This is a genomic window from Maritimibacter sp. HL-12 (assembly GCF_900177545.1).
GTDB lineage: Bacteria > Pseudomonadota > Alphaproteobacteria > Rhodobacterales > Rhodobacteraceae > Sinisalibacter.
On record NZ_FXBQ01000001.1, the window covers coordinates 506,298 to 532,713 of the forward strand.

Below are 26,416 nucleotides of genomic sequence, written 5' to 3' on the forward strand. Positions count from 1 at the left end.
TTTCCTGTGAAGTTCATTGCGCTCGCCTCGCAAGCGGATAATCTTGATACGTAGAGTAGCCCGGCACGGAAGATTTGACCATATCCGCCGGGCAGGTTAGTTTTGATCAAAACTCAAGATGGGCCATGCGCCCGACCAACGGGAGAAAGACATGATGATCAACCGCAAGACAACCGCGACCCTGCTTGCCTCCGCGCTCGCTCTCACCGCCGGCAGCGCGCTGGCCCAGGAGGTGCGGGTCTACAACTGGTCCGACTACATCGACGAAGATCTGCTCACCGAGTTCGAGGAAGAAACCGGGATCACCCTCATCTACGACGTGTTCGATTCCAACGAGGTGCTGGAAACCAAGATGCTCGCCGGCGGCTCCGGCTATGACGTGGTGGTGCCGTCGGGCACCTTCCTGCAACGCCAGATCGCCGCGGGCGCGTTCCAGAAACTCGACCCGTCGAAGCTGCCCAACCTCGACAACATGTGGGACGTGGTCGCGTCGCGCACCGAACAATACGACCCGGGCAACGAATACTCGATCAACTACATGTGGGGCACCACCGGGATCGGCGCGAACGTCGGCAAGGTGACCGAGATCCTCGGTGACGACGCACCGATCAACTCGCTCGAACTGGTGTTGAACCCGGACAACATGGAAAAGCTCGCCGCCTGCGGCGTGATGTTCCTTGACGCGCCGGCCGAGATGATCCCGATGGCGCTGAAATACATCGGCGAAGACCCCAACAGCCACGACCCCGACGTGATCGCCAAGGCCGAAGATGTCTTTGCCGCAGTGCGCCCCTACATCTCGAAGTTCCATTCTTCGGAATACATCGAGGCGCTGGCCAACGGCGACGTCTGCGTGGCAGTGGGCTGGTCAGGCGACATCCTGCAGGCGCGCGATCGTGCGGCAGAGGCCGACAACGGCAACGAGATCGTCTACAACGCGCCGGTCGAGGGTGCGCAGATGTGGTTCGACCAGATGGCGATCCCGGTCGATGCGCCAAACCCCGACGCGGCACACACCTTCCTGAACTTCATCATGGACGCCGAGAACATGGCGGCAGCCTCGAACTACGTCTACTACGCCAACGGCAACCTCGCGAGCCAGGAGTTCCTCGTGGAAGACGTGATCGGCGATCCGGCGATCTACCCCGACGAGGACACGCTGGAGAACCTGTTCACCACCACGCCTTACGACGCGCAGGTGCAGCGGGTGGTCACCCGTCTCTGGACCAAGATCAAGTCGGGCACCTGACGCCCGATCCGGCCCCCGCGCATCCCGCGCGGGGGCCCGTTTTCTTTCATGTCGGACAGTGTCGAGGCGCGCATGGCGGAGAAACCCCGCAAACCCTCCCAGGTTATCTATGCCCCGTGGGAAGACCCGCAGGCGGTGCCGCTGATCAAGTTTCGCGGCGTCACCAAGAAATTCGGGGATTTCGTTGCGATCGACGACCTCACCCTCGACATCTACGAGCGTGAGTTCTTTGCCCTGCTCGGCCCCTCGGGCTGCGGCAAGACCACGTTGATGCGCATGCTCGCGGGCTTCGAGCGCCCCAGCACGGGCGAGATCCTGCTCGGCGGACAGGACCTTGGCGGCGTGCCGCCAAACGAGCGGCCGGTGAACATGATGTTCCAGAGCTACGCGCTGTTTCCGCACCTTTCGGTCTGGGACAACATCGCCTTCGGCCTCAAGCGCGACAAGCTGTCGAAGGATCGCATCGCGGCGCGGGTGGAGGAAATGCTGCGCCTCACCCGGCTCGAAAAATTCGCCCGCCGCAAGCCGCACCAGATTTCGGGCGGCCAGCGCCAGCGCGTGGCCCTTGCCCGCTCGCTGGCCAAGGCCCCCAAACTGCTCCTGCTCGATGAACCGCTCGGCGCGCTCGACCGCAAGCTGCGCGAGGAAACCCAGTTCGAGCTGATGGACATCCAGGAGAAGACCGGCACCACTTTCGTGATCGTCACCCATGACCAGGAAGAGGCAATGACAGTCGCCTCCCGCATCGCGGTGATGGACCACGGCAAGGTGATCCAGGTCGACACCCCCGCACGGGTCTACGAAGCACCGAACTCGGTTTACGTGGCCGACTTCATCGGCGATGTGAACCTGCTCGAAGGGCAGTTTCATCGCACCGGGCCGGACCGCGGCGAGATCCGCTATTCCGAAAGCGAGCCGCCAATCAGCGCAGAGGTTCTGCAGGATATCGCCGACGGTACGAAGGTCAGCTACGCGATCCGCCCGGAAAAGATCCGTGTCAGCCCCGACCGGCCCGACGACCGCGCCAATGCCGCCCATGGCACGATCATCGACATCGGCTATCTCGGCAATGTCTCGACCTACCATGTCGAGCTTGCCGGCGGGCAGATGGTGAAGGCGGCGATGACCAATTCGACCCGTCTCGACCGGCGCGATTTCACCTGGGAAGACGAGGTCTGGCTCTCGTGGCGCGAGACCGCGGGCGTGGTGCTGACGAAATGAGGCGCGTGGCGCTCATAGCCCTGCCCTACCTGTGGCTGCTGCTGCTGTTCTTCGTGCCTTTCCTGATCGTGCTCAAGATCAGCCTGTCCGATACCGCGCTGGCGATCCCGCCCTATACCCCGACGCTCGACCTTGCGCGCGGCTGGGAAGGCTTCACGGAATGGTGGTCGGCTCTGGATGTCGACAATTTCATCTTCCTCACCACCGACAGCCTCTACTGGAAGGCCTATCTCTCGTCGCTCCAGATCGCGGTGATCTCGACGCTCCTCACCCTCGCCGTCGGCTACCCGATCGCCTACGCGATGAGCCGCGCGCCCGACGAATGGCGTCCGACGCTGCTGATGTTGGTGATCCTGCCGTTCTGGACCTCGTTCCTGATCCGGGTCTACGCTTGGAAGGCGATCCTTTCGCAGGAGGGGTTTCTCAACCAGTTCCTGTCCGTGTTCGGCGTCGATCCACTCACCATTCTCAACACCAACACCGCCGTCTATATCGGCATCGTCTATACCTACCTGCCGTTCATGGTCCTGCCGCTCTATGCCGCGCTCGAAAAGCTCGACGACAGCCTGCTTGAAGCGGCCGAAGACCTCGGCTGTTCGCGGATGAAGGCGTTCTGGCTGATCACGATCCCGCTTTCCAAGCAGGGTATCATCGCCGGCAGCTTTCTCGTGTTCATCCCGGTGATGGGCGAGTTTGTCATCCCCACCCTGCTCGGCGGCTCCGACACGCTGATGATCGGCAAGGTGCTCTGGGAGGAATTCTTCTCCAACCGCGACTGGCCGGTGGCGAGCGCCGTGGCGATCATCCTGCTCCTGATCCTGATCATCCCGATCGTGCTCTTCATCAAGAACGAAGAAAAGCAGTGGGAGAGCGACGTATGACGACCGCGCGCTTCGCGATCCGGAAAGCGGCCCGGGAAACCCACGTTTCCCGGCAGGGTGGCACGACCGAACCGGGCACGGTGGCGCAATCCACCCCGGCGGAGGCGCGCCGATGAGACGGATCTCCTGGTTCAACGCCACATCGCTCACCCTCGGGTTTGCCTTTCTCTACATCCCGATGCTGGTGCTGGTGATCTATTCGTTCAACGCCAACAAGCTGGTTACCGTCTGGGCCGGGTTCTCGGTGCGCTGGTATGGCGAGTTGTTCCGCAACGAGGCCTTTCTCGATGCCGCCTGGGTCACCCTGCGGGTCGCGCTGGTCTCGTCTCTCCTGGCGACGGTGCTCGGCACGGCGGCGGCCTACGTGTTGGTGCGCGGCGGAAGATTTTTCGGGCGCACGCTGTTTTCCGGCATGCTCTACGCACCGCTGGTGATGCCCGAGGTGATCCTCGGGCTCTCGCTCCTGCTCCTGTTCATCTCGATCGGGCTCGACCGCGGCATGCTGACGATCATCCTCGCCCATACCACCTTCTCGATGGCTTTCGTCGCGGTGGTCGTCACCTCGCGGCTGGTCGCCTTCGACCGCTCGCTGGAGGAGGCCGCCCGCGATCTCGGCTGTACCCGGTGGGACGCCTTTCGCTCCGTCACCCTGCCGATCATCGCGCCGGCGGTGATCTCCGGCTGGCTCCTCGGCTTCACGCTGTCGCTCGACGACCTCGTGATCGCCTCCTTCACCTCCGGCCCTTCGGCAACGACCCTGCCGATCAAGATTTTCTCGGCGGTGCGCCTCGGCGTCTCACCCGAGATCAACGCGCTCTCGGCGATCCTGATCGGGATTGTGACCGTGGGCGTCATCACCACCTCGCTGATTTCCAAGCGCTCGATCATGAAGCGCATCGCCGAGGAAAACCGGGCAGACCAATGAACGACTTTCTTGACGAATACGCGGCCTATTGCAAAACGCAGGGCCGCCCCGACCGCGTGGAGCTGATGCTCTGCGATATCAACGCCGTCCTGCGTGGCAAGTGGTTGCCCGGCGACGACGAGATCAAGCTGTCGGAAGGCGGCGTGCGGCTGCCGCTCTCGACCTATGCCCCCAACATCCTCGGCGAAGAGGTGGAGGCGACTGGCCTTGGCATCATCGTCGGCGATCCCGACGGCCGGCTTTACCCGGTGCCCGGCACGCTGCGGCCGGTGCCCTGGGCCGCGAACGGGCAGAAAGTGGCCCAGGTTCTGGTCGAGATGGACGATGAAACCGGCGAGGTCGCCCAGTTCTCGCCCCGCTTCCAACTCGAAAAGATGCTGGGCCGCTTCCGCGAGCGCGGTCTCACCCCGGTCGTGGCCACAGAGCTTGAGTTCTACCTCTACAAGCCGCGTGACGCCCGTGAAGACGCCCCCGAGCCGCCCGAGCGCTCGCCGCTCGCGCAGAACTACGATCTCGAAGTGCTCGACCGGACCCAGGCCATTCTCGACGATATTCTCGACGGTGCCTATGCGCAGGGCATGGCGCCCGACACGCTGATCGCCGAATACGGGCCGGGCCAGTTCGAGATCAACTTCCACCATACCGACAACGCGCTCGCCGCCGCCGACGATGCGCTGTTCTTCCGCCGGCTGGTGCGCGGCACCGCGCGCCGCCACGGCATGAGCGCCACCTTCATGGCCAAACCCTATGCCGATCATCCGGGCAACGGGATGCATGCCCATATCTCGCTGATCGACGAGGCCGGCCACAATGTTTTCGACGATGGCACCGAGGGCCCTTCGCCGCTGCTCCGGCAGGCGGTCGCCGGAACCCTTGTCACCATGGCGGATCTGCAGGCGATCTTCGCGCCGCACATGAACTCCTACCGCCGCTTCCAGCCTGCCTCCTTCGCCCCGCACGCGCCCGACTGGGGGATCGACAACCGCGCCGCCGCCATCCGCCTGCCGGAAGTCAGCGGCCCCGGGGCCCGGCTCGAACACCGCATCGCCGGGGCCGATACCAACCCCTATCTCGTGCTCGCGGCGATCCTCGGCGGCATGCTGCACGGGCTGGAAAACCCCGATCTGCCGCTGCCGCTGCCGCTCGACGACGAGAACGGCACCCACGGCGAACCGCTCACTGCCGACTGGGCCACCGCGGTCGAGACCTTCTCCGATTCCGAGATCGCCGCGCAGGTGTTCGGCGCGCAGTACCGCGATATCTACACCGCCGTGCGCCGCGACGAGATCTCCCAGCTCACCACCGCGATCAGCCAGATCGAGTATCGTACCTACCTCGGGCGGCTGTGAACCGGATCTGGGAACCCCGCGCCTACGCCGATGCCCCCCGGGCGCAGTGCGCCTGGGCGTTGGACGCGGGTTGGCCCGCGCTGGAAGGCGACGCCGAAACCGAGGTCGCGGTGATCGGAGGCGGCTATACCGGCCTGTCGGCCGCGCTGCATCTCGCAAGCGCGGGTGTTTCCGTCACCGTGCTGGAAGCGAATGCGCCAGGCTGGGGTGCCTCGGGGCGCAACGGCGGCTTTTGCTGCCTTGGCGGCGCGAAAGCGCCCGATGCCGTGCTCGCCCGCCGCTTCGGACGCGCCGAGGCCGATCTGTGGTTCGAGGCCCAGAAACGGGCCATCGCCCTCGTCGCCGGGCTGATCGAGGCGCACGGCATCGAGGCGCATGTCCATTCCGACGGCGAGGTGGTGCTGGCCCACCGCCCGCGCGTGTACCGGGGCTTCGGCGCGGAGGCCACCTGGCTGGAGGCGCGCGGCGTACGGGCCGAGGTGCTGCCGCCCGAGGCCCTGGCCGAGCGCGGGCTGACCGCGCGCGGTATCCACGGCGGACTGCATGTCAAGGCGGGGTTCGGCCTCGATCCGGGCGCCTATGCCGCGGGTCTCGCCCGCGCGGCGGCAACCGCAGGTGCCGATATCCGCGCCCGTTCCCCCGTCACCGCGATCCGGACCGAGGCCGGCAGCTACCGCCTCGCCACGCCCGGCGGCACGCTCCGCGCCCGCTGCCTGCTCATCGCCACCAACGGCTATTCTTCGGAAGACCTGCCGCCCTGGCTTGCCGGCCGCACACTGCCTTTGCAATCGAGCGTGATCGTCACCCGCCCGCTCAGCGCCGCCGAACGCGCCGCCCAGGGCTGGACATCTGACCTGATGGCCTACGACAGCCGCGAGCTTCTGCATTATTTCCGGCTGATGCCCGATGGCCGCTTTCTCTTCGGCATGCGCGGCGGCTACCGCGCCACCGCCGGTGCCGAGGCCCGCATCGCGCGGAAAATCCGCGCCGATTTCGCCGCGATGTTCCCGGCCTGGGCCGGCGTGGAAATCGCGCATGAATGGTCCGGTCTCGTCAACCTGTCGCGTGGGCTGACGCCTTTCGTCGGCCCGGTGCCGGGGATGGACAACGCCTGGATCGCCATGGCCTACCACGGCAACGGCGTGGCGATGGCGAGCTATTCCGGCGCGCTCATCGCCAGCCTGATCCGGGGAGAAACGCCCGCCCTGCCCTACCCTTCGGTGATGCAAGCCCCGCTCGGCCGCTTCCCGCTCGGCCGCCACCGCCGCGCGCTCTTCTTCGCGGCCACCCCGCTCCTTTGGCTGCGCGACCGGCTCTAATCCGCCACCGGCTCGATCAGTTCCGGTCCCTCGGCGCGGTTGGAATTCACCCGCGTCGAGACCCGGTGAAACGCCAGCACATCCTCACCCGGCGGATGCATCAGACGCGCAGCCCCCTTGCCTTCCTCGCCCAGCCACAACCCCCAGTCACCCTGTTCGATCACCACCGGGATGCGGTGATGGATCGGTGCCATCGCCGCGTTGGCCTCGGTGGTGACGATGGCGAAGGTCGGCGCGTGGTCCGCGCCCCACTCCTGCCAGATCCCCGCCAGCACCAGCGGCACCCCGTCGGCGCGCTGCACGAACCATGGCAGCTTCGCCCCTCCGCTGCGGTGCCATTCGTAGAACCCCGTCACTGGCACAAGGCAGCGCCGCTCGCGGCAGGCAGCCCGGAACGCGGGTTTCTCGGCAACGGTCTCGGCGCGGGCGTTGATCAGCAAGGGCCCGTCGGTCGGGCTGTCATACCAATGCGGGATGAATCCCCAGCGCATCGGCCTCAGCCTGCGCCCCGGATCAGCGGTCACCACCGCCACCGCTTGCGTCGGGCAGACGTTATAGTCGGGCACCGGCGGCAGCGCATTCGCGGGCGCCGCGTCGAACAGCTTCGCCACGGAATCGGGGGGCAGCGTATTGGCCATGCGTCCGCACATCGCCCCAGTCTGGCAGCAACGCGGGCGAGATCAACCCGCCGTGCGCGCCCGCTCGGCCTTGAACCGCGCATAGGCTTCGGGCCGCCACACCTCGCTTGGGCGGTAGAACCCCTCGAACGATGGCATGCCTTCGGGGATTTGCACCCAGTCCTGTTTCGTCGAGGTATAGATATGCACGTCCGGGCGCACCGCGCCGGTCGCCTCAAGCGTGCCCATCTTGACATAGGAAAACGCCGGCCCCGTGCCGTGGTAGCTGGCCCAGAGCGCCACGCCGCAATCGGGGCAACGCATCACCCTCTGGCCCCGGCCCGAGGCGCTGGGAAGTTCCATCGCCTCCGGTGCCCCGCGCGTCACTTCGATAAGGCGGCTCTCGATCATCCCGTTCAGCCCGAAAGCCGAGCCGCTCTCGCGCTGGCACCAGGTGCAATGGCAGGCATGCACCACCAGCGGTGCCTCCCGCAACCGATAGCCCACCGCCCCGCAACTGCACCGCCCCTCCATCGCACGCCTCCCCTTGTCCTGTCTTGTCCTTTACCTTGGCACAAATACTCCGGGGAGCGCGAGGGGTAGACCCCCTCGCCCCGGTCGGATTGCGTCAGCGATCCGACCAGAACAAGCGCGGGCCCCGAAGGGCCCGCACAATCTGGATCCGCGCCCGCGCTTACTTCGCGCTGATCCGCCCGTCGATGAAGGGCGTGTAGGGCGAGCGCTCGGCGAGGTATTCAGCCAGCACGTCGGCAAGGTCGGGGCCGAAATCATAGACCTCGTCGGCATCGACGAACATCCGGTAGCCGTCGCCGCCGTTGCGCACGTAGTTGTTCGACACGAGGCCATAGCTTGCTTCCGGGTCGATCGGCTTCCAGTCCATCCCGTCGGCCACCATCACGTCCGAAATCCGCGCGCCCGGCTCGGCGGCGGCATCGAAGGCGAACTTCAGCCCCGCCACCTGCGGGAAGCGGCCCGCGCCTTCCTCGAGCTGGCTCACGCCGTTCTCCAGCGCGTCGATCACGGTCTGGCCCGAGACGTAGAAGGTCGAGAGCGTGTTCTGGAACGGCAGCACCGTGAGCACCTCGCCCATCGTCACCGGCCCGGCGTCGATCGAGGCGCGCAGACCGCCGCCGTTCTGGATCGCGATCTGGATGCCCTGGTCGGCCACGCGTTCGAGCATGGCATCGGCCACGAGGGTGCCCATCTGGCATTCCATCGCCCGGCAGGAGTCGCGCTCGCCGTCGATCGGCTCGGCGGTCTCGGCCACCACCTCCTTGCGCATCTCGTCGATCGGCGCGACCAGTTCGGCCACGCGGGCCTTGATCTCGGCGTCTTCCGCCACCGCGGCGTCGAGCAGGAGCGGCTCGCCCTCGGCCGCGATCACCTCGCCCGCGTCGTCAAAGGTGACGGTGAGCTGGCCGAGATACTTCGAGTAGGCATAGGCCTGCACCACCGGCACGTCGCCCACCATCGTCGGATAGGGCTCGGCGCCTTCCACGCTGTTCGACATCAGCGTATGCGAATGGCCGCCCACCACCACGTCGATCCCGGGCACCTGTTCGGCGATCTCGAGATCATGCACGAAGCCGATATGGGTGAGCGCGATGATCTTGTTCACGCCCTCGCGCTCCAGCGCGGCCACGTCGGCCTTGAGGCTGTCGATCACGTCCTGGAAAATAACGTTCGGCCCCGGGCTCGAGGTCTCGGCGGTGTCGGTGGCCAGCGCCGAGATCACCCCGATCCGCTCGCCGCCAATCTCCATAACGGCGTGGTTTTGCACCTTGTCGGCAAGGATATTGGACTGGCTCACATCGACGTTGCCCGAGATCACCGGGAAATCGACCCCGTCGATCAGCTTGAGCAGCCCCTCGGGGCCGTCATCGAATTCGTGGTTGCCGACCGCCATCACCTCGTAGCCGACACGGCCCATCATCTCGGCCTCGACCGCGCCCTTGTGCGTGGTGTACATCAGCGAGCCCTGGTACTGGTCGCCCGCGTCCATCAGCACCACGTTGCTTCCTTCCAGCGCGGCGCGGGCCGCGTCCACGGCGGTTTTCACCCGGGCATAGCCGCCGAAGCATTCCCCCGCTTCGTTGTCCTCCTCCGGGCAGGTCGAATCGTATTTCGAGATCGGCTCGATCCGGCTGTGCAGGTCGTTGGTGTGCAGGATGGTGAGGGTATAATCCGCCCATGCGGTGCCGGTGGTCAGCGCCAGCACGGCGACGGATGCGAGAAGACGAGTGGTCATGGGTGCCCCCTGTGATTGAACCGGTGCAAGCTTGGCGCGAGTCGGCCGCACCTGTCAAAGCTGAACATGCGGTTCAGATCGCATGGTCGCGTGACGCCTGCGTGACAGCGCCGCCTTGACGTGGGCGCGCGGCGCGGGCAAATGAGCCTTCATGCTGATCTACAAGATTTTCCGGAGCCCCGAGTGGGCGGCCTTCGAAGCAGCGGGCAGCACGCCGGGCGCAGCCGTCGACCTGGCCGACGGGTTCATCCATTTCTCCACCGCCGAACAGGCGGCGGAGACGGCGGCGAAACACTTCGCAGGCGAAGACGGGCTGGTGCTGGTGGCGGTCGATGCAGGCCGGCTCGGCACCGACCTGCGCTGGGAACCCTCGCGCGGCGGCGCGCTGTTTCCTCACCTCTACCGCGAGCTTGACGCCACCGACGTGGTCTGGACCCATCCCCTGCCACTGGGCCGCAACGGCGCGCACAGCTTTCCCGGAGCGATGACATGACCCCCTTCGAGCGCCTTGGCATGGCGGTTCTGCACCGGTTCGGTCCCGAGACCGCCCATGGCCTTTCGCTGATGGCGCTGAAGGCGGGCGTGGCCCCGGTGCCGGGGTTGCACAGCAGCCCGGCGCTCGAAACCACCGTCGCCGGGCTCAAGCTGCCCAACCCGGTCGGGCTGGCGGCGGGCTACGACAAGAACGCCGAGGTGGTCGATGCGCTGGCGCGGTCGGGCTTTGGTTTTGTCGAGGTCGGCGCGGTGACACCGCGGCCGCAACCGGGCAACCCGAAACCACGCCTGTTCCGGCTCTACGAGGACGACGCGATCATCAACCGCATGGGGTTCAACAACGAAGGCATGGAGGCCGCCGCCGCCCGGCTGACCCGGCGCTGCCGGACCCACCCGGTGCCGATCGGGCTCAATCTCGGGGCCAACAAGGACAGCGATGACCGCGCCGGCGATTTCGTCAAGGTGCTCGCAACCTGCGGCGCGCATGTCGATTTTGTCACCGTCAACGTCTCGTCGCCCAACACCGAGCGGCTGCGCGATCTGCAAGGCCCGGTGGCGCTGCGCGCGCTGCTCACCCGGGTGCTGGAAGAGCGCCAGTCGCAGCCGAAGTTCCTGCCCGTCTTCCTCAAGATCGCCCCCGATCTGGACGGCGAAGAGATCGAGGCCATTGCCGAGGTGGCCCGCGAGGTCCGGCTCGACGGGATCATCGCGACCAACACCACGCTCGACCGCGAAGGTTTGAAAAGTGCAAACAAGAGCGAGCAAGGCGGGCTTTCCGGCACTCCATTGTTCGAAAAATCCACTCGAGTTCTGGCGCGCCTTTCGGCGCTCACGCAGGGACACCTGCCGCTCATCGGCGTAGGCGGCATTTCCAGCGCCGAAGACGCCTATGCCAAGATCCGCGCCGGTGCCGCTGCCGTGCAGGTCTATTCCGCGCTTGTCTACCACGGGCTCAGCCTCGTGGACGACATCGTCAAAGGGCTGGAAGCCTTGCTCGCGCGCGACGGATTCGCTCATGTCTCGGAGGCCGTGGGCACACAGAGAGGAGATTGGCTTTGATGGCCGAGGTGACAATCTGGCACAATCCGCGCTGTTCCAAGAGCCGCCAGACGCTGGCGTTGATCGAGGAGAAGGGCATCAGCCCCCAGGTGCGGCGCTATCTCGACGAGGCCCCGAGCGAAGACGAGATCCGCGCCGTGCTCGCCGATCTGGGGTTGAAGCCGATCGAGGCGATGCGCACCAGGGAGCCCGAGTTCAACGCCATGGGGCTTTCGCGCGACAGTGACGACGCGGTGCTGATCCGCGCCATGGCCGAGGTGCCAAAGCTCATCGAGCGGCCGATCGTGCTGTCGGGAGGCAAGGCGCGGCTCGGCCGCCCGCCCGAAGCCGTGCTCGACATCCTCTGAGCCACTCGACGCTTCGGCGGCAGGCGCTGTCAACGGTCGGCCCCGGCCTCCAGCGCCGGGTATCGCAGCCCGAGCCCCACGCCGCGCGCGACGTAGGAGACCAGGTAGGCGATCCAGAGCCCGTGGTTGGCAAAAGGCGGCATCAGCAACGCAAGCGCGCCGAGGTAGATGACAACCGAAAGCGCGGTTGTGTTGCGCATCTCTCGCGTTGCCGTGGCACCGATGAAGATTCCGTCGAGCATCCACGGGGCCCAGCCGAGCAACGGCGCGGCCACCATCCACGGCAGGTAGGCGCGCGCCGCCGCCTGCACGTCCGGGTCTTTCGCCATCGCGTCAATGATCGGCCCGCCGAGCAGCAGGAACCCCGCCGCCATCGCCAGCGCCATCACCCCGCCCCAGACCGAGGTGACGATGGCCGAGCGCCGCAGCGCCGCGCGATTTTTCGCGCCCAGCGCCTGGCCAACGAGGCTCTCGGCCCCGAAAGCGAAACCGTCGAGCGCGAAGGCGGAGATGTGCAGGAACTGCACCAGCACCTGGTTGGCCGCCAGCGTCACGTTGCCAAAGCCCGCCCCGAAGAACATGAAGCTGACGACGATGGCTTCCAGCAGCAGGCTGCGGATCAGGATATCGGTGTTGACCCGGGTCATCCGGGCCAGCCGGACCCGGTCGAACACCCGCGGCCAGTCGCGCCAGGCCGGTTGGCGGAAGGCGGCGCGGCAGAACCACAGGCCGAGCCCGAGCCCGAGCCATTCGGCGAGGAAGGTGGCGAAGGCCACGCCTTCAACCCCCCAATCGAGGCCGAGCACGAACACCAGGTCGAGCACGATGTTGACGAGGTTCATCGTAACCTGCACCACCAGCAATTCGCGGGTGCGCTCCTGCGCGATCAGCCAGCCCATGATGCCAAAGAGCGCGATCGCGGCGGGGGCCGACCAGACCCGGATTTCCATGTAGCGCGCCGCCAGCACCTCGACTTCCGCGGTGGCGGGCGAGACCAGGAAAGCGCTGAAAAACAATGGACCCTGCAAGACGATCAACGCCACCCCGGCGACCAATCCGATCATCAGCACCCGGGTCAGCAGCGCGGCCACTTCCGCCCTGTCGCCGGCGCCATGCGCCTGCGCCGTAAGCCCCGCCGTGCCCATGCGCAGAAAGCCGAACATCCAGTAGATCGCCGTGAGGATCACCGCGCCGATGCCCACCGCGCCGATCGGCACCGCCTCGCCCAACTGCCCCACAACCCCGGTATCGACCGCGCCGAGGATCGGCACCGAGATATTGGCCAACACCACCGGCACGGCGATCCTGAGCACGCGGGAATGGGTGACGGGGCGAGACGGGACGGCCTCAGCCATCACGCGACGGCATCAGGAAATGCCCGGTTGCAGCGGCGAACAGCTTGCCGCGGTTGTCCTGCCAGGCCTCGACCTGAACGCTGGCGTACCGGCGCCCCGAACGCACCACGCGGGCGCGGGCATAGGCATCGCGCGGCAAGCCGGGCCGCAGGTAGTCGACGGTGAAATCAATCGTCTTGGGCAGGCGTGGCATGGTTTCGGCGGTGATTTCCTCGGGGTCGAGCTGCTTGCTCTCGACCACGTCCCACAACATCTGCCAAGCCAGCTCCATGGTCGCAGTGGATTCGAGAAAGGCCGCCGTCACCCCGCCGTGGATCGCCGGCAACATCGGGTTGCCGATCAGCTTCTCGGCAAACGGCAGCGTGGCGGTCAACTCGTCGCCCTTGCGTTCGAACGCGATCCCGAGCCAGCTTATATAGGGCACGCCGCCCACCAGCCGCGCCAGTGCCGCGTCGCGCCGTTGCTTGATCACCCCCACCGGTTCCGGCCGCTTCACGAGATCGCCTCCGTGCTCGGGCGACGGTCTTCACCAGACCCGGCGGTAAAGGCGCCCGCCGCACTCGCCACCGGGACCTCGGCATCATCGTCATGGGCCACGGCGCGCACGAAGGCCACCGAGCGGGTCACGTGGTAGCAGGTCGCCCGCGCCACGATCCGCTGACCTGGCGTGGCGGGGCGCATGTAGTCGATCCGCAGATCGAGCGTCGCGGTCTGGCCCGGGGTCTTTTCCGCAGAGATCACCGCCGCACCGCAGCAGGTATCCATCAGCGCCGAGACCGCGCCGCCGTGGATCACCCCGGTTTTCGGGTCGCCGACGAAGCGCGCATCCCACGGCATCGAGATCACGGCCACGCCGCCACCGATCTCCTCGAGCCGCATCCCCAGTTCGCGCGAATGCGGGATTGCCTCGATGAACTGGCGCGCGATTTCGGCCTTGCGGTCAGGTCCTTGCTCCGGCACGGCGGTCTCCCCGGTTTCCTTCGCCCGTTTATTCGCCCTCGCGGCAGGCGGGGCAACCCCCAACTACAGGGCGGCACTGGCCCTGTTGCCAGCCGCCTCGACCATCCCTAGGTTCGGAGCGAATGGCGGATACGAGGCAATGACCGAGGAAAAGCTCAGCTTCAAGGAGATGTGCGCGCGGTTCGACGTGACCCCGCGCACCTTGCGCTATTACGAATACATCGAGTTGCTCCGGCCCGAAAAACAGGGCCGAAGCCGCTTTTTCGGCGCGCGCGAGGTGGCGCGCATGACGCTGATCATGCGCGGGCGGCGCTTCGGGTTCTCGCTCGAACAGGTCCGCCAGTGGCTCGAAATCTACGACCACCAGGGCACCGAGGCGCAGATGCGCGCCTGGGTCGAGGCGGCGACCGACCAGCTTGGCAAGCTCGACGCGCAGATCACCGATCTGCGTGCCGCCCGCGACGAGCTTGAAGCCTTGCGCGACGAGGTCGCGCGCGACCTCGACTGACCGGCCGGTTCCGTTTCACATCCGCGCGAGACGCAACGTCACGACCCGCGATCGCCGTCTCATGACGTTGACGTAAACGTAAAGCCGTGCATCATGGCCACATCGAGCCGCCAGGCGGCAAGCGAGAGGGCATGCGATGAGCCGTGACGAAATGACGATCCGCGAGATGTGCGACAGCTTCGGGGTAACCGCCCGAACCCTGCGGTTCTACGAATCCAAGGAGCTGCTTGCGCCCCGGCGCGAGGGTCAGAAACGGCTGTTCTCGCGCCGCGATCAGGCCCGCCTGAAACTCATCCTGCGCGGCAAACGCTTCGGCTTCCCGCTGGAAGAGATCCGCCAGTTGCTCGATCTCTACGACATCGGCGACCAGCAGCAGACGCAATATCGCGCCACGATGGACCGGGCACGCAAGCACCTGTCCGACCTCAAGGCCCAGCGCGCCGAACTTGACGAGGCCATCCGTGACCTCTCCGAACAGATCGACTGGGGCGCGCGCATGCTCGCCTCGATGGACCACGACGACGCCGCCGAATAGCCCCGACACCCCGGGCCGAAACGAGGAGTTCCCCCCATGCCGAGCTATACCCCCCCCACCCGCGACATGGCCTTCGTGCTGCACGAGGTGCTCAGCGCCCAGACCGCCGACATCCCCGGCTACGATGCGCTCGACCCCGAAACCACCGCCGCGATCCTCGAGGAAGGCGGCAAGCTCGCTTCGGAAGTGTTCCAGCCACTCAACCAGTCGGGCGACCGCGAAGGCTGCCGGCTGGAAAACGGCGTGGTCCGCACGCCCGCTGGCTTCAAGGAGGCCTTCGACCAGTTGCGCGAGGGCGGCTGGACCACGCTGGATTGTGACGAGCAATATGGCGGCCAGGGCATGCCGCACCTGATGGGCACCGCGATGGGCGAGATCTTCGCCGCCGCCAACATGGCGCTCAACATGTATCACGGCCTCACCCACGGTGCCTATTCCGCGATCCGCGCCCATGGCACCGAGGACCAGAAACGCACGTGGCTGCCGAAGATGGTCAGTTGCGAGTGGACCGGCACGATGAACCTGACCGAACCGCACGCCGGCACCGATCTCGGCCTGATGCGCACCAAGGCCGAGCCGCAGGACGATGGCAGCTACAGGATCACCGGCACCAAGATCTTCATTTCCGCCGGCGAACATGACCTTGCCGAGAACATCGTCCACCTCGTGCTTGCCAAGATCCCCGGCGGCCCCGACGGCGTGAAAGGCATCTCGCTGTTCATCGTGCCCAAGGTGCTGGTCAACGACGATGGCAGCCTCGGTGCGCGCAACGCGGTGACCGTGGGCAACATCGAGGAAAAGATGGGCATCCACGGCAACGCCACCTGCGTGATGAACTACGATGGGGCCACCGGCTATTTGCTGGGCGAGCCGCACAAGGGGCTGCGGGCGATGTTCACGATGATGAACGAAGCCCGCCTTGCGGTCGGCGTGCAAGGGCTGGCGCAGGCCGAGGCGGCCTATCAGAACGCCGCGGCCTATACCCGCGAACGTCTGCAGGGCCGCGCAGTGACAGGTCCGGAAAACCCCGAAGGCCCGGCCGACCCGATCATCGTCCACCCCGACGTGCGCCGGGTGCTGATGGAGAGCAAGAGCTTCATCGAGGGCGCGCGCGCCCTCACCTTCTGGGCCGCCGAGCTGATCGACCGGTCCCAGCGGATGGACGACGCCGAGGCGGAAGCGCTGGTGAGCCTGCTGATCCCGGTGATCAAGGGCGTGCAGACCGACCGCGGCTTCGAAACCGCGGTGCAGTCGCAGCAGCTCTACGGCGGGCATGGCTACATCGAGGAACACGGCATGAGCCAGTTCGCTCGCGACGCGAGGATCGCGATGATCTACGAGGGCGCCAACGGCATCCAGGCGCTCGATCTCGTCGGCCGCAAGCTCGCCGCCGGTGGTGGCAAGCCAATGATGGCCTTCTTCGAGATGGTGAAAGGCTTCATCAAGGACAACGAAGGCGACGCGACGCTCAAGGCGGAGTTCCTCGATCCGCTCAAGGCCGCCTCGAAAGACCTCCAGACCGCGACGAGCTACTTCCTGCAATCGAGCATGAAGGCCCCCAACAACGCCCTCGCCGGTGCCTATGATTTCATGCACCTCTTCGGCCACGTCGCGATCGGGCTGATGTGGGCGAAGATGGCGAAGGCCGCGCGGGCGGCGCTCGACGAAGGCCGGGGCGACGCCGCCTTCTACGAGGCCAAGCTCGCCACCGGCCGGTTCTACATGGCCCGCCGCCTGCCCGAGACGCGCACCCAGCTTGCGCGTATCGAGAGCGGCGCAGAGCCGGTCATGGCGCTGGAAGCGGAGGCGTTCTGATGCCCAAACGCTTCCGCCTGACCCGCCGTTTCCAGGTCGGCATGACCGAAGACGGCTACCGCCGCCTGAAGCGCTTCGCCGGGGAGGCGGGCCTCGACGAGGGCGAGGCCCTGTCCTTCCTGTTCGAGCATTTCGACAGCGTAACGGACGAGGAAAAACTCACCCACCGGCTGCGGATCTTCAACACCGAGCTTGAGGCGCGCAAACGGTGACCACCTGCGCGCGATCCATAGGCCGGCATGAGTATTTGTGCCAAGAAAAAGGGCGGCCGCGCGCGCTTGCCGGAGCGCATGCCCGCGCACCTGCCATGAGCAACCGGCCCGAGGGCTGGCCCCGGACCGGAAGCTGCGTGAGCGCTTCACGCCTGTATCGGCCCCGCCTCCACCGGGCCAGTGCAATCGGCAGCAGGGGGCGGGCCTTTTCCTTGGGCGGTCATCGGCTCTCCAGCCTGTACCGCACCGCCATCCTGCGCCCGTTAACCTTAACAATCCGTGAACACGCCCCCTTTTTCTTGGAAAAAATACTCCACGGGGGTGTGGGGGTGTGAAACCCCCACCGCCGCCCGCGCCGTCGGGCGCCGACATTCGAAAGGGAGAGACATGACCGACGCCTATATCTACGACGCGATCCGAACCCCGCGTGGCAAGGGCAAGCCCGACGGCACGCTGCACCAGGTGCCCGCCGTGCGGCTGTCCGCGCTGGTGCTCAACGAGTTGGCCCGCCGCAACCGGCTTGAAGGCCACGCCGTCGAAGACGTGATCTGGGGCAACGTCACGCAAATCGGCGAACAGGGTGCCTGCCTTGCCCGCGCCGCCGTGCTCTATTCCGATCTCGACGAGCGCATCCCCGGTGTTTCCATCAACCGGTTCTGCGCCTCAGGCCTCGAAGCGGTGAACATGGCCGCCAACCAGGTCAAGGGCGGCGCGGGCGACGCCTTCATCGCCGGCGGGGTGGAGAGCATGAGCCGGGTGCCGATGGGCTCCGACGGTGGCGCGATCGCCGCCGACCCTTACCTCGCGATGAAATCCTATTTCGTGCCCCAGGGTATCTCCGCCGACATCATCGCCACCACCTTCGGCTTCTCGCGCGACGACGCCGACGCGCTCGCCGTCGAGAGCCAGCGTCGCGCGATGCGTGCCACAAGCGAAGGCCGGTTCACGTCGCAGGTCGCGGTGACCGACATCAACGGGCTGCCGATTCTCGAACACGACGAGATGATCCGCGAAACAACGGCCGAAACCCTGGCCACGCTCAACCCCAGCTTCAAGCAGATGGGCGAGGTGATGCCGGGGTTCGATCAGATCGCGCTGATGAAATACCCCGAGCTTGAGCGCATCGAACACATCCACCACGCGGGCAATTCCTCCGGCATCGCCGATGGCGCGGCGGCCGTGCTGGTGGGCTCGAAGGATTTCGGCGAGCGCCACGGGCTGAAGCCGCGCGCCCGCGTTGTCGCCACCAGCCGCGTCGGCACCGATCCCACGATCATGCTCACCGGCCCGGTGCCCGCCACCGAGCGGGTGCTGGCCGCCGCTGGCATGCAGTTCTCCGATATCGACCTGTTCGAGGTCAACGAGGCCTTCGCCTCGGTGGTCTTGCGCTTCCTGACCTATTTCAACGCCGACACCGCGAAGGTGAACGTCAACGGCGGCGCCATCGCGATGGGCCACCCGCTCGGGGCCACCGGCGCGATCATCCTGTCGACCCTGCTCGACGAGATGGAACGCACCGACCGCGCCACCGGCCTTGCCACGCTCTGCATCGGCTCGGGCATGGGCGCGGCCACGATCATTGAACGCGTGTGAGGAGGACGAGACATGACTGATTTCACACTGAAAACCGACGCAAGCGGCGTTGCCGTCATCACCTGGGATTGCCCCGGCAAATCCATGAACGTGATGTCCTTCGAGGGCCTCGCCGAGCTTGACGCGTGCATCGACGAGGTGCTGGCCGACGACGCCATCAAGGGTGCCGTGATTACCTCCGGGAAAGACAGTTTCGCGGGCGGCATGGACCTCAATATCCTCGCCTCCTTGCGCGATGCCGTCGCGGACGATCCGGCCAAGGGCGTGTTCGACGGCGTGATGCGGATGCACGCAATCTTGCGCAAGGTCGAGCGCGCCGGAATGGATGCGAAAACTCACAAGGGCGGCAAGCCGATCGCCGCCGCGCTCACCGGCACCGCCATGGGCATCGGCTACGAGCTTCCGCTCGCCTGCCACCGCATCTTCGCCGCCGACACCAAGGGCAAGATCGGTCTGCCCGAGATCATGGTCGGCCTCTTCCCCGGTGCGGGCGGCACCACGCGGCTGGTGCGCAAGCTCGGTGCCATGGCGGCAGCACCTTACCTGCTCGAAGGCAAGACGCTGGCCCCCGCCAAGGCGAAGGCGGCGGGACTGGTCGACGAGGTGGTCGCCCCCGGGGAGCTTCTCGCCAAGGCGAAAGATTGGGTGCTGAACGCCAGTGACGCCGACCTGCTCAAGCCTTGGGACGCCAAGGGCTACAAGATGCCCGGCGGCACGCCCTACACGCCCGCCGGGTTCCCCACCTTCATGGGGGCCGCGGTGATGGTGCATGGCAAGACCAAGGGGGTCTATCCGGCGGCGAAGGCGCTGCTCTCGGCGGTTTACGAGGGCGCGCTCGTGAGTTTCGACGAGGCGCTCAAGATCGAGGCACGCTGGTTCACCAAGGTGGTGCTCGATCCCACCTCCGGCGCGATGATCCGCTCGCTCTTTCTCAACAAGGGCGCGCTCGAGAAGGGCGCGGTGCGGCCCGCGGGGGTCGACGACCAGCGGGTGCAGAAGCTCGGCGTGCTCGGCGCGGGCATGATGGGCGCGGGCATCGCGCTGGTTTCGGCCATGGCGGGCATCGAGGTGGTGCTGATCGACGCCAAACAGGAGGCCGCCGACAAGGGCAAGGCCTATACCGCATCCTACATGGACAAGGGCATTTCGCGCGGCAAGGCGACGGCCGAGAAGAAAGAGGCCACCCTCGCCCGCATCACCGCCACCACCGATTACGCCGCACTCGAAGGCTGCGACCTGGTGATCGAGGCGGTGTTCGAGGATCCGGGCGTGAAAGCCGAGGTCACCGCGAAGGCCGAGGCGGTGCTGGGCGAGAATGCGATCTTCGCCACCAATACCTCGACCCTGCCGATCAGCGATCTGGCCCGCGCCAGCGCGCGGCCCGACCGGTTCATCGGCATCCACTTCTTCTCGCCGGTCGAGAAGATGAACCTTGTCGAGATCATCCGCGGCAAAGAGACCGGCGACCGCGCGGTGGCCAGGGCGCTCGACTTTGTCCGCCAGATCCGCAAGACACCGATCGTGGTGAACGACGCGCGCTTCTTCTACGCCAACCGCTGCATCCTGCCCTACATCAACGAGGGCATCCGCATGGTGGGCGAAGGCGTGGCACCTTGGATGGTGGAGCACGCCGCCGAGTTGCTCGGCTTCCCGGTGGGGCCGCTGCAACTCACCGACGAGGTCTCGATCGACCTCGGGGTGAAGATCGCCAAGGCCACCAAGGCGGCGATGGGCGACGCTTATCCCGATGGCGACGTCGACGAGGTGGTGTTCTGGCTCGCAGGCGAGGGCCGGATGGGCCGCAAGGCGGGCGCGGGCTTCTATTCCTATAACGACAAGGGCAAGCGGCAGGGGATCTGGCCGGGGCTGGTGGAGAGGTTCCCGCTGGCCGAAAACCAGCCCGAACTCACCGCCGTGCAGCACCGGCTGATGATGGCGCAGGTGCTCGAAGCGGTGCGCGCGCTCGAAGACGGCGTGCTCACCGACATCCGCGAGGGCGACGTGGGCGCGATCCTCGGCTGGGGCTTCGCGCCGTGGTCGGGCGGGCCGTTCTCCTGGCTCGACATGATCGGGGCAGGCAAGGCGGTGGAGATTGCCGAGGCGCTGGAAGCCGAGCATGGCCCCCGATTTGCCGCGCCCGGGTTGTTGCGCGAAATGGCCGAGGCCGGCGAGCGGTTCTACACGCGGTTCGCTCCGGCCCGCGCGGCCTGACCCGGCGTGACGCAGAAAACCGGCGCGCGGCCTTCGCGCGCCGGGTCCAGCGCTTGCCTTTTCCGGCGAGATGGGTTCAGAACGAAGCATGAACTCCTACGGTTTCACCCTCTCGGGCGCGTCGCTCGTCTTCCTGCCCTCCGGTGCGCTGTTCTGGGCCGAGGCGGGGCTGCTCTGCGTCTCGGATCTGCACCTTGGCCGCTCCGAACGCTACGCCCGCAACGCCGGCGCGCTGTTACCGCCCTACGAGACCCGCGACACGCTTGCCCGACTGGAAGCCGACGTTTTGCAGACGAAAGCGCAGACCGTCGTTTGCCTTGGCGATTCCTTCGACGATACCGCCGCTGCGAAGGGGCTGGATGAGGAGGCGCGCGACTGGCTCACCCGGCTGATGGCGGGGCGTGACTGGGTCTGGATCGAGGGCAACCACGATCCCGGCCCACTCGACCTCGGCGGCACCCACCGCGCCGCGTTGCACCTCGGGCCGCTCACCTTCCGGCACATCGCCGAGCCGGGGGCATCGGGCGAGATCTCGGGGCACTACCACCCCAAGGCCCGGCTCTCCGCGGGCGGGCGCGGCGGGGCGCGCCCTTGCCTCTTGTTTGACCGCGCCCGCGCGATCCTGCCCGCCTACGGCACCTATACCGGCGGGTTGCGCAGCGACGCCGCCGCGCTCGCCGGGCTGATGGGTCCGGGCGCGCTCGCGGTGCTCATTGGCCCGGTCCCGCGCGCTATCCCGATGCCGCGCTGAGCCTTGCACCAAGGCCGCGCCCCGGCCATCCTTCGCCAAAGGGAGAAACCCATGACTGATCGCATCACCATCACCCGCGATGGCCCCGTCGCCACCGTGGCCTTGAACCGGCCCGACAAGCTCAACGCGCTTGATATTCCGCTGATCGAGGCGCTGGTGGAGGCGGGCGAAAGCCTCGCGCGCGAACACGCCATCCGCGTCGTGGTGCTCACCGGGGCGGGTACAAGCTTCTGCGCCGGGCTCGATACCGCAACGATGCCCGAGATCGCCCGCCTTGCGCGCGAGCTCGGGTTCATGACCCGCAGCCATGGCGCCTCGAACCTTTTTCAGGCCGCCGCGATGGTCTGGGCAGACCTGCCCCAGCCGGTGATCGCGGCGGTGCGCGGCCATGCTTTCGGCGGCGGTTTCCAGGTGATGCTCGGGGCCGATATCCGGGTGGCCGCGCCAGAAGCGCGGTTCTCGGTCATGGAGACGCGCTGGGGGCTGGTGCCCGACATGGGCGGCATGGTCTTGATGCCACGCCTTGCCCGGTCCGACGTGATCCGGCGGCTGACCTACACGGCGGAAGTGTTCGGGGCCGAGGCCGCGCTCGGCTGGGGCTTCGTCACCGAGATCGCCGACGACCCCCTCGCCCGTGCCACGGACCTGGCCGGGGAGATCGCCGCCCGCTCGCCCGACGCGGTGCGCGCCGCCAAACGGTTGATCGGGGAGACGGCACTGATGCCCGCCGCCGAGGCGCTGCTTGCCGAGAGCGCCGCGCAAGAGGCGCTGGTGGGCCGGCCCAACCAGATCGAAGCGGTGATGGCGGGGTTCGAGAAGCGCCCGCCCCGGTTCACTGATTGACGCCCTGGCTTTCAGTTTTCCCACATTTCAAAGCGGAAGGGCGGCCATCCCAGCCACCCTTCTTTACCTTTTCCTGCAATCGAGGTCAGGCGGTCAGCCCTTCCGGCTCTGCCAGCCCATTGGCCCGGCAGGTCGCGGTGAGGGTATTGGCGAGCAGGCAGGCGATGGTCATCGGGCCGACCCCGCCGGGCACCGGGGTGATTGCACCCGCCACTTCGGCGGCACTCGCGAAATCCACGTCGCCTACCAGACGCCCCTTGCCGCCCTCTTCCACCGGCGGCAGGCGATTGATGCCGACGTCGATCACCGTGGCACCGGGCTTCAACCAGTCGCCTTTGACCATCTCCGGCCGCCCCACCGCCGCCACGACGATATCGGCGCGGCGCACGGTGCCGGGCAGATCCTGGGTGCGCGAATGCGCCACCGTGACCGTGCAGCTATCGCGCAGCAGAAGCTGGGCCATCGGCTTGCCGACGATGTTGGACCGGCCGATCACCACCGCGTTCTTGCCCGAGAGATCGCCAAGCTCGTCGCGCAACAGCATCAGACACCCCAGCGGGGTGCAGGGCACCATCGCCTTCTGGCCGGTCGCCAGCAGGCCGACATTGGAGATGTGAAAGCCATCCACGTCCTTGGCGGGATCGACCGCGGCAAGCACCTTCTCTTCGTCGATGTGTCCGGGAAGCGGAAGCTGGACGAGGATGCCGTTGACGGCAGGATCGGCGTTCAGGCTGTCGATCAGGGCCAGAAGCTCGGCTTCGGGCGTATCGACCGAGAGCTTGTGCTCGAACGAGTTCATTCCCGCCTCGACGGTCTGCTTGCCCTTGGAGCGCACGTAGACCTGACTGGCGGGGTCTTCACCCACCAGCACCACCGCGAGGCCCGGCGTGATGCCGTGCGCGGCTTTCATCCCGGCCACCTGTTCGGCCACCCTGCCCCGCACATTTGCTGCAAAGGCCTTTCCGTCGATGATCTTCGCGGTCATGTCCGCTCCCCCCTCAGATATCGGTTTTCGCGTATGCGTCGCGGTAGTGCTCCATTTGCAGCCGCGTCGCCAGCACGGCGTTCTTCATCAGCGTCGCCACCGTCACCGGGCCGACGCCTCCGGGCACCGGGGTGAGCCAGCCGGCCACCTCCGCCACGCTGTCGAAATCCACGTCGCCCACCGTCTTGCCGTCCACCCGGTTGATGCCGATGTCGATCACCGCAGCCCCCGGCTTGATCATGTCGCCGGTGACCAGACCGGCCTTGCCGACAGCCACGAACACGGCATCCGACGCCCGGCTGTGCATCGCCACCGAGCGGGTCATGTGGTGGCACACCGTCACCGTCGCCCCCAGACCCATCATCAGGAAGGCGATCGGCTTGCCGACGATCTCGCTGTGCCCGATCACCGTCACGTCGAGCCCTTCCACCTTGAGCGGCAGGGTTTTCAATATCTCCACCGCCGCCACCGCGGTGCAGGGGCCGAGTGCGAGATCGTTGTAGACGATGTTGCCGATCGAGGCGGGGTGCATCCCCTCGACGTCTTTCAGCGGATGCACCGCCTTTTGCAGCGCCTTGACCGGGATATGCTCGGGCAAGGGCCGCTGGATGATGATGCCGTTCACGCGCGGATCGTGGTTCAGCCCCTGCAGGATGCCAATGAGCTGTTCCAGCGAGGTTTCGGCCGGGTAGCCGCGCGCCTCGAAGGCAACGCCGGCGTCTTCCGCGTGTTTTTTCTGGTTGCGCACGTAGAGTTCGGACGCGGCCGTATCGCCCACCGAAACCGACACGAGCCGGGGCGTCCATCCCTGTTCGGCGAGTCTTGCGGCTTCGGCGGCCACGTCGGCGCGAATACCGGCCGCGATCGCCTTGCCATCAATGATCGCAGCGCGGGGCAAACGGTTGGTCATCAATCTGTCCTTGCACTTCTGCCCGGCGGGAGCGCCGGGCAGGTGCGGTATACATCCGCATACCGTTTAGAACAACCCCTCGACCTCGCCTGCCGCGTTGATCCCGATCGACATCGCCGCCGGTTTCGACGGCAGGCCCGGCATCGTCATGATCTCGCCGCAGATCACCACGATGAAGCCCGCCCCGGCCGAAAGTCGCACCTCGCGCACCGGCACCGAATGGCCGGTCGGCGCGCCGCGCAGGTTGGGATCGGTTGAGAAGGAATACTGCGTTTTTGCCATGCAGACCGGCAGATCGCCGAAGCCGGCCTCCTCCCAGGTGCGCAGCTGGTCGCGGATCTTCTTGTCGGCGAGCACCGCGTCGGCACGGTAGACGCGCTTGGCGATGGTTTCGATCTTGGCGAAAAGCCCCATCTCATCGTCGTAGAGCGGTGCGAAGTTGGCCGTGTCGGCATCGGCGATCTCGGCCACGCGGGTGGCCAGCTCGGTGACCCCGGCAGAGCCTTCGGCCCAGTGCCGCGCAAGGATCGCCTCGGAACCGTGATCGGCGACAAAGGCCTTGATCGCGTCGATCTCGGCCTCGGTGTCGGTCACGAAATGGTTGATCGCGACCACCACCGGAACGCCGAAGCTCTTCATGTTCTCGATGTGGCGGCCAAGGTTGGCGCAGCCCGCAACCACGGCATCCACGTTCTCGGTGCCAAGGTTTTCCTTGGCCACGCCACCGTTCATCTTCATCGCGCGCACCGTCGCCACGATCACCACCACCGAAGGCGCGATACCGCCCTTGCGGCACTTGATGTTCATGAACTTCTCGGCCCCGAGATCGGCCCCGAACCCGGCTTCCGTCACCACGTAATCGGCGAGCTTCAGCGCGGTGCGGGTGGCGATCAGGCTGTTGCAGCCATGCGCAATGTTGGCAAAGGGGCCGCCATGAACGAAGGCAGGGTTGTTCTCCAGCGTCTGCACCAGATTGGGCTGCATCGCGTCGCGCAGGAGCACGGTCATGGCCCCGTCGGCACCGATCTGGCGGCAGGTGATCGGGGTGCGCTCGCGGGTATAGGCCACGATGATGTCACCGAGCCGCTTCTGCAGATCGTCAAGATCCCTCGCAAGGCAGAGGATCGCCATCACTTCGGAGGCCACGGTGATGTCGAACCCGGTCTGGCGGGCGAAGCCGTTCGACACGCCGCCAAGTCCCACCACCATGTCGCGCAGCGCGCGGTCGTTCATGTCCATCACCCGGCGCCAGGTGATCCGGCGCTCGTCGATCTCCAGCGTGTTGCCCCAGTAGATGTGGTTGTCGATCATCGCCGAAAGCAGGTTGTGGGCGCTGGTGATGGCGTGAAAATCGCCGGTGAAATGAAGGTTCATGTCCTCCATCGGCACCACCTGGGCATAGCCGCCGCCCGCCGCGCCGCCCTTCATCCCGAAGTTCGGACCAAGGCTGGCCTCACGGATCGCGATCGCGGCCTTCTTGCCGATCGCGTTGAGCCCGTCGCCGAGGCCGACGGTGGTGGTGGTCTTGCCCTCGCCCGCAGGCGTGGGGTTGATCGCGGTGACGAGGATCAGCTTGCCGTCGGGCCGGTCTTCGAGCCCGTTGATGAACGCCTGACCCACCTTGGCCTTGTCATGACCGTAGGGCAGCAGGTGATCGGTCGGGATGCCGAGTTTCTGGCCAATCTCCTGGATCGGTTTCTTGTTGGCGGCTCGGGCGATCTCGATATCGGTCTTGTGGGTCATGACTGATCCTTGTTCAGGCAGATTGGCAATGTTGCCACGTCTATACATGTATACAACAACAAACGCATGCGGGATTCCGACATCTTTTGCAGCGCGAGCGGCCTCGACTGGAAACTTCCGTTTCCTAAGCGAAACCCGCTCTAATTATCAGAGCCTTAGAAAGCACGCTCGGGTGGATCTATTGCATTCACATGGTGGGAATGGCGACATTCAGCACCGTTTTTCGCGGTTTGCCGCAAGTTCCGCCCCAAGAATGTATGCATA

Annotated in this window: 26 protein-coding genes; 17 read left to right on the forward strand and 9 right to left on the reverse strand. The window is 66.4% G+C overall.

Annotated features, from left to right (window positions below):
• Window positions 1-154 precede the first annotated feature (154 nt).
• The 6 genes from B9Y97_RS02525 (at window position 155) to B9Y97_RS02550 (ending at window position 6,944) form a co-directional block, all read left to right on the forward strand.
• Window positions 155-1,249 (forward strand): polyamine ABC transporter substrate-binding protein, encoded by a 1,095-nt coding sequence (locus B9Y97_RS02525; protein WP_139828381.1) that lies wholly within the window; start codon window positions 155-157, stop codon window positions 1,247-1,249.
• Window positions 1,250-1,297: 48 nt separating this feature from the next.
• A complete protein-coding gene (locus B9Y97_RS02530; protein WP_254900831.1) occupies window positions 1,298-2,470 on the forward strand; it encodes an ABC transporter ATP-binding protein in 1,173 nt (390 codons plus the stop codon).
• Window positions 2,467-3,351: an ABC transporter permease subunit gene (locus B9Y97_RS02535; protein WP_085528062.1), complete on the forward strand. Its 885-nt coding sequence runs from the start codon at window positions 2,467-2,469 to the stop codon at window positions 3,349-3,351. Before B9Y97_RS02530 ends, B9Y97_RS02535 begins: the two co-directional genes overlap by 4 nt.
• 112 nt (window positions 3,352-3,463) lie before the next feature.
• Window positions 3,464-4,276 (forward strand): ABC transporter permease, encoded by an 813-nt coding sequence (locus B9Y97_RS02540; RefSeq protein ID WP_085525279.1) that lies wholly within the window; start codon window positions 3,464-3,466, stop codon window positions 4,274-4,276.
• Complete coding sequence (locus B9Y97_RS02545) at window positions 4,273-5,625, forward strand: glutamine synthetase family protein (protein ID WP_085525280.1); 1,353 nt, start codon at window positions 4,273-4,275, stop codon at window positions 5,623-5,625. The genes B9Y97_RS02540 and B9Y97_RS02545 overlap by 4 nt, the downstream gene beginning before the upstream one ends.
• Window positions 5,622-6,944, forward strand: coding sequence for an NAD(P)/FAD-dependent oxidoreductase (locus B9Y97_RS02550; RefSeq protein ID WP_085525281.1), 1,323 nt, complete (start codon window positions 5,622-5,624; stop codon window positions 6,942-6,944). The genes B9Y97_RS02545 and B9Y97_RS02550 overlap by 4 nt, the downstream gene beginning before the upstream one ends.
• Here the strand turns inward: B9Y97_RS02550 and B9Y97_RS02555 are convergent.
• From B9Y97_RS02555 to B9Y97_RS02565, 3 genes are all read right to left on the reverse strand, one after another.
• Complete coding sequence (locus B9Y97_RS02555) at window positions 6,941-7,594, reverse strand: SOS response-associated peptidase (RefSeq protein WP_085525282.1); 654 nt, start codon at window positions 7,592-7,594, stop codon at window positions 6,941-6,943. The genes B9Y97_RS02550 and B9Y97_RS02555 overlap by 4 nt on opposite strands.
• 30 nt (window positions 7,595-7,624) lie before the next feature.
• Entirely contained in the window at window positions 7,625-8,095 is a 471-nt protein-coding gene (locus B9Y97_RS02560; RefSeq protein ID WP_085525283.1) for a GFA family protein, read from the reverse strand.
• Window positions 8,096-8,255: 160 nt separating this feature from the next.
• Complete coding sequence (locus B9Y97_RS02565) at window positions 8,256-9,830, reverse strand: bifunctional metallophosphatase/5'-nucleotidase (protein WP_085525284.1); 1,575 nt, start codon at window positions 9,828-9,830, stop codon at window positions 8,256-8,258.
• A gap of 151 nt (window positions 9,831-9,981) precedes the next feature.
• Between B9Y97_RS02565 and B9Y97_RS02570 the strand changes: the two genes are divergently transcribed.
• Genes B9Y97_RS02570 through arsC form a run of 3 tightly spaced genes read left to right on the forward strand, consistent with a single transcriptional unit; the run spans window position 9,982 to window position 11,731 of the window.
• Complete coding sequence (locus tag B9Y97_RS02570; RefSeq protein ID WP_085525285.1) at window positions 9,982-10,323, forward strand: DUF952 domain-containing protein; 342 nt, start codon at window positions 9,982-9,984, stop codon at window positions 10,321-10,323.
• Window positions 10,320-11,384, forward strand: coding sequence for a quinone-dependent dihydroorotate dehydrogenase (locus B9Y97_RS02575; RefSeq protein WP_085525286.1), 1,065 nt, complete (start codon window positions 10,320-10,322; stop codon window positions 11,382-11,384). Before B9Y97_RS02570 ends, B9Y97_RS02575 begins: the two co-directional genes overlap by 4 nt.
• A complete protein-coding gene (gene arsC / locus B9Y97_RS02580) occupies window positions 11,384-11,731 on the forward strand; it encodes an arsenate reductase (glutaredoxin) (RefSeq protein ID WP_085525287.1) in 348 nt (115 codons plus the stop codon). Before B9Y97_RS02575 ends, arsC begins: the two co-directional genes overlap by 1 nt.
• A gap of 29 nt (window positions 11,732-11,760) precedes the next feature.
• On the opposite strand, the gene B9Y97_RS02585 is transcribed toward arsC, so the two are convergent.
• The 3 genes from B9Y97_RS02585 to B9Y97_RS02595 are packed head-to-tail and all read right to left on the reverse strand — an operon-like array spanning window position 11,761 to window position 14,046.
• Window positions 11,761-13,086 carry an MATE family efflux transporter gene (locus B9Y97_RS02585; RefSeq protein ID WP_085525288.1) on the reverse strand — a complete coding sequence of 442 codons (1,326 nt, stop codon included), beginning with the start codon at window positions 13,084-13,086 and terminating at the stop codon, window positions 11,761-11,763.
• Window positions 13,079-13,582, reverse strand: coding sequence for a PaaI family thioesterase (locus B9Y97_RS02590; RefSeq protein WP_085525289.1), 504 nt, complete (start codon window positions 13,580-13,582; stop codon window positions 13,079-13,081). The genes B9Y97_RS02585 and B9Y97_RS02590 overlap by 8 nt, the downstream gene beginning before the upstream one ends.
• Window positions 13,579-14,046, reverse strand: coding sequence for a PaaI family thioesterase (locus B9Y97_RS02595; protein WP_254900832.1), 468 nt, complete (start codon window positions 14,044-14,046; stop codon window positions 13,579-13,581). The genes B9Y97_RS02590 and B9Y97_RS02595 overlap by 4 nt, the downstream gene beginning before the upstream one ends.
• A 139-nt stretch (window positions 14,047-14,185) precedes the next feature.
• Here B9Y97_RS02595 and B9Y97_RS02600 point away from each other — a divergent pair, with 139 nt between their 5' ends.
• The 8 genes from B9Y97_RS02600 to B9Y97_RS02635 all read left to right on the forward strand — a co-directional run bounded on the left by B9Y97_RS02600 (window position 14,186) and on the right by B9Y97_RS02635 (window position 22,514).
• A complete protein-coding gene (locus B9Y97_RS02600) occupies window positions 14,186-14,554 on the forward strand; it encodes a MerR family transcriptional regulator (protein ID WP_085525290.1) in 369 nt (122 codons plus the stop codon).
• A gap of 136 nt (window positions 14,555-14,690) precedes the next feature.
• Entirely contained in the window at window positions 14,691-15,089 is a 399-nt protein-coding gene (locus B9Y97_RS02605) for a MerR family transcriptional regulator (protein ID WP_176224277.1), read from the forward strand.
• Window positions 15,090-15,125: 36 nt separating this feature from the next.
• On the forward strand, window positions 15,126-16,904 hold the full coding sequence (locus B9Y97_RS02610; protein ID WP_085525291.1) for an acyl-CoA dehydrogenase C-terminal domain-containing protein: 1,779 nt from the start codon (window positions 15,126-15,128) through the stop codon (window positions 16,902-16,904).
• Window positions 16,904-17,116: a hypothetical protein gene (locus B9Y97_RS02615; protein WP_085525292.1), complete on the forward strand. Its 213-nt coding sequence runs from the start codon at window positions 16,904-16,906 to the stop codon at window positions 17,114-17,116. Before B9Y97_RS02610 ends, B9Y97_RS02615 begins: the two co-directional genes overlap by 1 nt.
• 387 nt (window positions 17,117-17,503) lie before the next feature.
• Window positions 17,504-18,709: an acetyl-CoA C-acetyltransferase gene (locus tag B9Y97_RS02620; protein ID WP_085525293.1), complete on the forward strand. Its 1,206-nt coding sequence runs from the start codon at window positions 17,504-17,506 to the stop codon at window positions 18,707-18,709.
• Window positions 18,710-18,721: 12 nt separating this feature from the next.
• Window positions 18,722-20,920, forward strand: coding sequence for a 3-hydroxyacyl-CoA dehydrogenase NAD-binding domain-containing protein (locus B9Y97_RS02625; protein WP_085525294.1), 2,199 nt, complete (start codon window positions 18,722-18,724; stop codon window positions 20,918-20,920).
• 88 nt (window positions 20,921-21,008) lie between these two features.
• Window positions 21,009-21,671, forward strand: a complete 663-nt coding sequence (pdeM, locus tag B9Y97_RS02630) for a ligase-associated DNA damage response endonuclease PdeM (protein WP_085525295.1) — start codon at window positions 21,009-21,011, stop codon at window positions 21,669-21,671.
• Between the two features lie 51 nt (window positions 21,672-21,722).
• Window positions 21,723-22,514, forward strand: a complete 792-nt coding sequence (locus tag B9Y97_RS02635) for a crotonase/enoyl-CoA hydratase family protein (protein WP_085525296.1) — start codon at window positions 21,723-21,725, stop codon at window positions 22,512-22,514.
• A gap of 85 nt (window positions 22,515-22,599) precedes the next feature.
• Here B9Y97_RS02635 and folD read toward each other — a convergent pair whose 3' ends face one another.
• The 3 genes from folD to B9Y97_RS02650 form a co-directional block, all read right to left on the reverse strand.
• Entirely contained in the window at window positions 22,600-23,499 is a 900-nt protein-coding gene (gene folD, locus B9Y97_RS02640) for a bifunctional methylenetetrahydrofolate dehydrogenase/methenyltetrahydrofolate cyclohydrolase FolD (RefSeq protein WP_085525297.1), read from the reverse strand.
• A 13-nt stretch (window positions 23,500-23,512) separates the two neighbouring features.
• Window positions 23,513-24,409: a bifunctional 5,10-methylenetetrahydrofolate dehydrogenase/5,10-methenyltetrahydrofolate cyclohydrolase gene (locus tag B9Y97_RS02645; protein ID WP_085525298.1), complete on the reverse strand. Its 897-nt coding sequence runs from the start codon at window positions 24,407-24,409 to the stop codon at window positions 23,513-23,515.
• A gap of 66 nt (window positions 24,410-24,475) precedes the next feature.
• Window positions 24,476-26,152: a formate--tetrahydrofolate ligase gene (locus tag B9Y97_RS02650; protein WP_085525299.1), complete on the reverse strand. Its 1,677-nt coding sequence runs from the start codon at window positions 26,150-26,152 to the stop codon at window positions 24,476-24,478.
• Window positions 26,153-26,416 lie beyond the last annotated feature (264 nt).